Genomic DNA, 6,976 nt, shown 5'->3' on the forward strand with positions numbered 1-6,976 from the left:
GCGCTGGCCACCGCCAATGACACGCCATTCGGCCTGTCAGCCGGCATCGCCACCACCAGCCTCAAATACGCGACCCACTTCAAGCGCCACAGCCAGGCCGGCATGGTCATGGTCAACCTGCCGACGGCAGGCGTGGACTACCACGTACCGTTTGGCGGCCGCAAAGGATCCAGCTACGGCCCGCGTGAGCAAGGCAAGTATGCGCAGGAGTTCTTCACGACGGTGAAGACGGCGTATACGCTGGCTTGAGTTAGCGAACAATAGGCCGTCGAGCGGCGCGGCTGCCCGGTTGGTTAGACTGGTAACCCACAGGCCAGATGCCTGCGGGCTTCACCCCTCTAACCACAGGCCTGAACGATGCGTTTCTTTCGCAGCTTCAACGACTTTCCCAAACTGCTGCTCGCCCTGACAGCAGCCTACTTCCTCGCCAGTCTCGGCCATTTCAGCCACAACGCCGAGTTCATCTGCGAATATCCGAACCTGCCGGCCTGGCTAACACGTGCGCAGGTTTATGGGGTGTGGGCTGCCATCACTTCGGTGGGTGCCGTTGGCTTGCTGCTCATGCGCAAAAAATTCTTGGCTATGGGCCTGCTGCTGATGGCTGTTTACGCGGCGTTAGGTTTTGACGGCCTGGGCCACTATGCGTTGGCCCCCATCGAGTTTCATCCTCTGATCGCCAACGTCACAATTCTTTCGGAGGTGCTTGCCGCCGCACTTTTGCTGCCGGTAGCCTTGTGGCTCCTGGCGTCACACATATTCCGGGGTCAAACAAAGGTTCAACACCCATGACCCCACAAGTCGTTTTTATCGATGTCGACGACACCATGGTCAGGTCCGTTGGTGCGAAGCGTATTCCCATGCCTGCGGTAATTACCCAGGTCAGGCGGCTGAAATCCGAAGGCGCAACCTTGTTTCTCTGGAGCTCGGGAGGCGCTGAATACTGCCGAACCACAGCCATCGAACTAGGGATCAGCGAGTGTTTTGAAGCTTATCTGCCAAAGCCTACAGCCTACATTGATGACCAGCCGGTGCATGAGTGGCGATTCTGCAAACATCTCTACCCTTCGCACGCTGAGAATGCTTAAGCGATTGCTCGGTGCCGGCGAAAGAGTGTCTTTGGGGAAACTGTCGTTTGCCTCGGCCCTCGTCGCCTTCTCATTGTTTCTTGCGTTGTGGTGCGTTCATCGCGCCGGCGGTGTGCTCTTCGGGGGCAAGCTATTGAACGCGCTGAACCGGCTGGGCATGGTGCGGCAAGAACGCAGCTATATTGCCGAACTTCGGCCAAGCAGCGTCTTTGCGCTGAATGACGCCAACGCTGTTATCTGGTTGACCTGCCTTACGTTCATTCTTGCCGGGCTTGGCCTTGTCCTGGCGCTTTGCTCAGAATACAAACGTGAATCCACGCTTTACGCCAGCACCGGTTTTATCGTGGCGACACTCGGTATCGGACTGCTTTACCCACTGGTCATGGTTACGACGCAGACCGCGGGAGCTATTGCACTCGTCGGCATCAGGAAACACCGTACGCGCAATGACCGGACTGCCCTGCCAGACAAGAACTCGGGGTTCCACGCGTCTGAATGTTAAATGGCTCACCCATCAAACAGGGCTCTCACATGAATCACCCCTTGCGCTGCCAATGCGGCACACTCCGCGGCCATGTCAGTCACACCGAATCGGTATGCCGCGGCGTCTGCTACTGCAAAGACTGTCAGGTTTACGCGCACTTCCTGGGCAAGGCCGACGAGATTCTGGATGAGATGGGTGGATCGGATGTGATCGCCACGCTTCCCCAGCACGTCACCTTCACCCATGGCCAGGAGGCACTCACCTGCATGTCGCTCAGTGACAGGGGCATGTTGCGCTGGTATGCCAGCTGCTGCAATACGCCGATCGGCAACACGGCACGCGACTTCAAGGTCTCGCATGTCGGTCTGCTGCACAACTGCCTGAAAGATCTGTCAACCAGTCTGGACAGCGCTTTCGGCCCCGTGCGCATGAAAGTCGGCATGAAGAGCGCCAAAGGCAGGCCAAAAGCCATGCCGGTCAGCACCACCCTGTCCATTCTCCGGTTCATGGCGACGCTGATACGCACGAGGCTCAATGGCGGCTACAAGGTCACTCCCTTCTTTAACCCGGATGATGGGGTGCCACGCGTATCGCCCAAGGTACTCACACCGGATGAGCGAGCTGCCTTGGTGGAGACCGTCAAGGCTTCCTAGCCTGTTTACGGTAGCTATCGATTTAATAGCTGCTTGCGCCCGCCCTTAAAGGGTTACAGCCACTATTCTCTTGAATAAATCGCTCAGGACCGTACCGTGTCCGCCACCCGCTCGGCGCAGCTTTTGGCCTGGGCTGCATCACGCGCTTCGACCATCACACGCAGCAGCGGCTCGGTGCCACTGGCACGAATCAACAGGCGGCCCGTGTTGCCCAACTCGGCTTCCACCGTTTTGGTCATGTCGGCCAGGGGTTTGCTGCTCTTCCAGTCCTGGTCGGGCTTGAGGCGCACATTGACCAGCGTCTGCGGAAACAACACCACATCGCTCAGCAGCTGGGCCAGAGTTTTCTTGCTGCGCACACAGGCCTGCAACACCTGCAGCGCGCTGATGAGGCCGTCACCGGTGGTGTGCTTGTCGAGTGCCAGCAGGTGGCCCGAACCCTCGCCGCCCAGCAGCCAGCCGCGTTTTTCAAGCTCCTCGAGCACGTAGCGGTCGCCGACCTTGGCGCGTACAAATTCCACGCCTTTGGCCTTCAACGCCACTTCCACGGCCATATTGGTCATCAGGGTGCCCACGGTGCCGGGTACTTTCTCGCCGCGCGCCAGGCGTTCGTTGACCATCAGGTACAGCACCTCGTCGCCGTTGAAGAGCCGGCCTTCGGCGTCCACGATCTGTAGCCGGTCGGCGTCGCCGTCCAGCGCAATGCCGTAGTCCGCCTTGCTGGCCTTGACCTTGGCGATCAGCGCCTCGGGGTGCGTCGCACCGACTTCGTGGTTGATGTTCAGGCCGTCGGGTGCGCAGCCGATGGCAATGACTTCAGCGCCCAGCTCATGGAACACCATGGGGGCGATGTGATAGGCCGCACCGTGGGCACCGTCGACCACGATCTTCAGGCCGCGAAGCGTCAGGTCATTGGCAAAGGTGCTTTTGCAAAATTCGGTATAACGCCCTGCCGCATCATCGAGACGGCGGGCTTTGCCCAAAGTCGCAGAATCAGCCCAGACGGGTGGCTCGTCGAGCGCAGCTTCCACGGCCAGTTCCCACGCATCATCGAGCTTCGTGCCCTGCGCGCTGAAAAACTTGATGCCGTTGTCGGGGTAGGCGTTGTGGCTCGCGCTGATGACGACTCCCAGGCTGGCGCGCTGGGCTCGCGTGAGGTAGGCCACACCCGGTGTAGGCAAGGGGCCGAGCAGCACCACATCGACGCCGGCGGAGTTGAAACCGGACTCCAGCGCGCTTTCCAGCATGTAGCCCGAAATGCGGGTGTCCTTGCCGATCAGCACCGTGGGGCGGGATTCGGTTTTGCGAAGGACCCGGCCGACAGCGTGCGCAAGCCGCAAGACGAAATCGGGCGTGATCGGGGGCTGGCCCACCGTTCCGCGAATGCCGTCGGTGCCGAAGTATTTTCTGGTCATGGAATTTTGTCCCTGTGGAGCTTGTTGTTATTGAAACAGGGGTCTATTTTAGGTGGCCCCGTACAGCCCTTTGTCAGTCAAAGCCGCCATCTTTGCCGGATAGCGATAAAACTGCTAATGCGCTGCCATCCATACCTTCAGGGCCTGCACGGTCTCGCGCACATCATGCGCACGCACGATACGGGCGCCGCGGTCCACCGCCAGCACGGCGGCCGCCACACTGGGCACCATGCGGTCGGTCACGTCGAGCTGGGCGACAGTTGCGAGGGAAGTGCTGGTCACGGCGGCCAAAGACGATTTGCGCGACCAGGCGGCCAGCAACGGATAGCCGGCAGCGAGGAATTCCTGCTGGCGCGCGAGCAACGCGAAATTCTGCGCCACGGTTTTGCCAAAGCCCACACCCACATCCAGCACGATGCGGGTTTTATCAACGCCAGCGGCCTGCAGGYCAGATGCGGCGCTTTCCAGAAAAGCCCTCACCTGCGGCACCACGTCGCCCTCCATGGGGGCAACCTGCATGGTCTGCGGTTCGCGGTGCATGTGCATCAGGCAGACACCGCAATTCGGGTGCTGCGCCACCACCTGCACCGCACCCGGCTTGCGCAGGGCCCAGATGTCGTTGATGACATCGGCGCCCAGGTCAAGCACAGCCTGCATCACCTCAGGTTTGTATGTGTCGACCGACAGCGGCACCCCCAGGCTGACCGCATGGCGAACCACCGGCAGCACCCGTTCAAGCTCTTCCTCCAGTGACACGGGCGGCGCGCCAGGCCGGCTTGATTCACCGCCAATGTCCAGCATGTCGGCGCCATCCCGGATCAATTTCTCGCAATGAGCAAAGACACCTGAAAAACCACCACCGAGGGTGAAATACCTGCCCCCATCCGAAAATGAGTCGGGCGTGACATTGACGATACCCATGACGCGCGGCTTTGACAGGTCAATCTGAAAGCGGGAGGTTTGCCAGATCATGGATGGATGTCCCAAAACGAATGAAGGGTTAAACCACAGGCCGGTACGCAATGCAATATCGCGCAAGGAACGGTGCATTGCCGAAGCCACACAAAGTGGCAAGCACACGAGCCATGTTCTCCACCATGAAAAAACCGGGGACTGGCCCCGGTTGTGATGACTGCCTGGCAGTCGTCTTCATGCTTGTGGAGGCATCAGGCTACCGTCGGCGCCGGATCGGTACTGACAGCCGGCGTGCCGCCGCTGGGACCGCTACCGCCGCCTACCGACGAATTGCGCGGCGTCCAGTCCTTGGGCGGCCGGGGTTCCTTGCCGGCCATGATGTCGTCCAGCTGGTCGCCGTCAATGGTTTCCCATTCGAGCAGGGCCTTGGCCATGGCATGCATCTTGTCCTGGTTGTCCTCGATCAGCTTGCGCGCCTGGGCGTACTGCTGGTCGATGATTCGGCGTACTTCACCGTCCACCTTTTGCAGGGTCGACTCGCTCATGTTGTTGGTCTTGGTGACCGAACGGCCCAAAAACACTTCGCCTTCATTTTCCGCGTACACCATGGGGCCCAGGGCCTCGGTCATGCCGTAACGGGTCACCATGTCGCGGGCCAGCGCTGTGGCACGTTCAAAGTCGTTGCTGGCGCCTGTGGTCATCTGGTTCATGAAGACTTCTTCGGCAATACGGCCGCCAAACAGCATGCTGATCTGGCTGAGCATGTACTCGCGGTCATAGCTGTAGCGGTCTTGCGCCGGCAGGCTCATGGTCACGCCCAGGGCACGGCCGCGCGGAATGATGGTGACCTTGTGAACCGGATCGCACTTCGGCAGCATCTTGCCGAGCAGCGCGTGACCGGACTCATGGTAGGCCGTGTTGCGGCGCTCTTCTTCGGGCATGACCATGCTCTTGCGCTCGGGGCCCATCAGTATCTTGTCTTTGGCTTTTTCGAAGTCCTGCATCTCGACGGTGCGCGCGTTGCGGCGTGCAGCCATCAGGGCAGCTTCGTTGCACAGGTTGGCCAGGTCAGCGCCCGACATGCCGGGCGTGCCGCGGGCAATAACCCCGGGGCTCACATCCTGGCCGAGCGGAACCTTGCGCATGTGCACATTCAGGATCTGCTCGCGGCCGCGGATATCGGGCAGCGTCACATAGACCTGGCGGTCAAAACGGCCGGGACGAAGCAAGGCGGCGTCCAGGATGTCGGGACGGTTGGTGGCAGCCACCACGATCACGCCGACATTGGTTTCAAAGCCGTCCATCTCGACCAGCATCTGGTTCAGGGTCTGCTCGCGTTCGTCATTGCCGCCGCCCAGGCCCGCACCGCGCTGGCGGCCGACTGCGTCGATTTCATCGATGAAGATGATGCAAGGCGCATTTTTCTTGGCGTTGTCGAACATGTCGCGCACACGCGACGCGCCTACACCGACGAACATTTCAACGAAGTCAGAGCCGGAAATCGAGAAAAACGGAACCTTGGCTTCGCCGGCAATACTCTTGGCCAGCAGGGTTTTACCGGTGCCCGGAGGGCCGACCAGCAGCAAACCACGCGGAATGCGGCCACCCAGTTTCTGGAATTTGGCAGGGTCTTTCAGGAAGTCGACCACTTCCTTGACTTCTTCCTTGGCTTCGTCGCAGCCCGCCACGTCGGCAAAAGTCACTGGATTGGTGGATTCATCGAGCAGGCGCGCCTTGGATTTACCGAAGCTGAAAGCCCCGCCCTTGCCGCCGCCCTGCATCTGCCGCATGAAATAAATCCACACGCCGATCAGCAGCAGCATGGGACCCCAGCTGATCAGCAGGGACGTGAGCAGGGAGGTTTCTTCGCGGGGCTTGACGTCAAACTTCACGTCGTTGGCGATCAGGTCGCCGACGAGGCCGCGGTCAAGGTAGGTTGCGGTGGTGCGAACCTTGCGATCATCCACCGTGGTGGCGGAAATCTCGGTGCCGCCCTGGCCTTCGGCGATGGTGGCCTGCTTGATGCGCTTGCCACGCACCTCTTCCAGGAACTCGGAGTAACCCAGGTAGTTTGAGCCGGCACTACCGCGTGGATCAAATTGCTTGAATACGGTAAACAGCACCATGGCGATAACCAGCCAGATTGCAATTTTGGAAAACCACTGATTGTTCAAGGACTACTCCGGTATAAGAACAAAAGTCACATGCGCCTGATTTTAGGCGTTTCAAGGKCAAAAACCGCGTAATCCCCTGCCAGCCCCATGTTTGAAGCGGGTTTAGGTGATTTTTGCCACCGTATCACACTCATTGTGCAGCTTCGGCACGCCTCTTAAGCCCCCGGCCAATCAGGAAAATCTCGGACGATCCCGGTCGCGATGCCTTGGGTTTGAGGGGCTTGACCGTCTTGAAGGTGTCCTTGAAAAG

General features: G+C 60.0%; 8 protein-coding genes and 1 pseudogene. 5 read left to right on the plus strand and 4 right to left on the minus strand.

All coding sequences use genetic code 11. The annotated features are described in order from the left end of the window. The 5 genes from AC1DWI_RS09785 to AC1DWI_RS09805 form a co-directional block, all read left to right on the plus strand. A partial coding sequence (locus AC1DWI_RS09785) for an aldehyde dehydrogenase family protein (protein WP_477724751.1) occupies positions 1-249 on the plus strand: 249 nt, incomplete at its 5' end. A 108-nt stretch (positions 250-357) separates the two neighbouring features. Beyond that, positions 358-789: a hypothetical protein gene (locus AC1DWI_RS09790; protein ID WP_477670944.1), complete on the plus strand. Its 432-nt coding sequence runs from the start codon at positions 358-360 to the stop codon at positions 787-789. Next, complete coding sequence (locus AC1DWI_RS09795) at positions 786-1,085, plus strand: DUF705 domain-containing protein (RefSeq protein ID WP_477670945.1); 300 nt, start codon at positions 786-788, stop codon at positions 1,083-1,085. Before AC1DWI_RS09790 ends, AC1DWI_RS09795 begins: the two co-directional genes overlap by 4 nt. Further along, on the plus strand, positions 1,033-1,587 hold the full coding sequence (locus AC1DWI_RS09800) for a hypothetical protein (RefSeq protein WP_477670946.1): 555 nt from the start codon (positions 1,033-1,035) through the stop codon (positions 1,585-1,587). The genes AC1DWI_RS09795 and AC1DWI_RS09800 overlap by 53 nt, the downstream gene beginning before the upstream one ends. Before the next feature lie 29 nt (positions 1,588-1,616). Further along, complete coding sequence (locus AC1DWI_RS09805) at positions 1,617-2,222, plus strand: DUF6151 family protein (RefSeq protein ID WP_477670947.1); 606 nt, start codon at positions 1,617-1,619, stop codon at positions 2,220-2,222. An 83-nt stretch (positions 2,223-2,305) separates the two neighbouring features. Here AC1DWI_RS09805 and glmM read toward each other — a convergent pair whose 3' ends face one another. From glmM to AC1DWI_RS09825, 4 genes and pseudogenes are all read right to left on the minus strand, one after another. Next, positions 2,306-3,637 carry a phosphoglucosamine mutase gene (glmM, locus tag AC1DWI_RS09810; RefSeq protein ID WP_477649256.1) on the minus strand — a complete coding sequence of 444 codons (1,332 nt, stop codon included), beginning with the start codon at positions 3,635-3,637 and terminating at the stop codon, positions 2,306-2,308. Between the two features lie 114 nt (positions 3,638-3,751). Then, the gene (gene folP, locus AC1DWI_RS09815) at positions 3,752-4,609 is read right to left on the minus strand and encodes a dihydropteroate synthase (protein ID WP_477724752.1); all 858 of its coding nucleotides are present in this window, start codon (positions 4,607-4,609) and stop codon (positions 3,752-3,754) included. A gap of 194 nt (positions 4,610-4,803) precedes the next feature. After that, entirely contained in the window at positions 4,804-6,726 is a 1,923-nt protein-coding gene (gene ftsH, locus AC1DWI_RS09820; RefSeq protein ID WP_457278727.1) for an ATP-dependent zinc metalloprotease FtsH, read from the minus strand. A 130-nt stretch (positions 6,727-6,856) separates the two neighbouring features. Beyond that, positions 6,857-6,976 (minus strand): annotated as a pseudogene (locus tag AC1DWI_RS09825) (rRNA methyltransferase); the annotation flags it as partial.

This window comes from Polaromonas sp. P3_C2, from assembly GCF_056402675.1.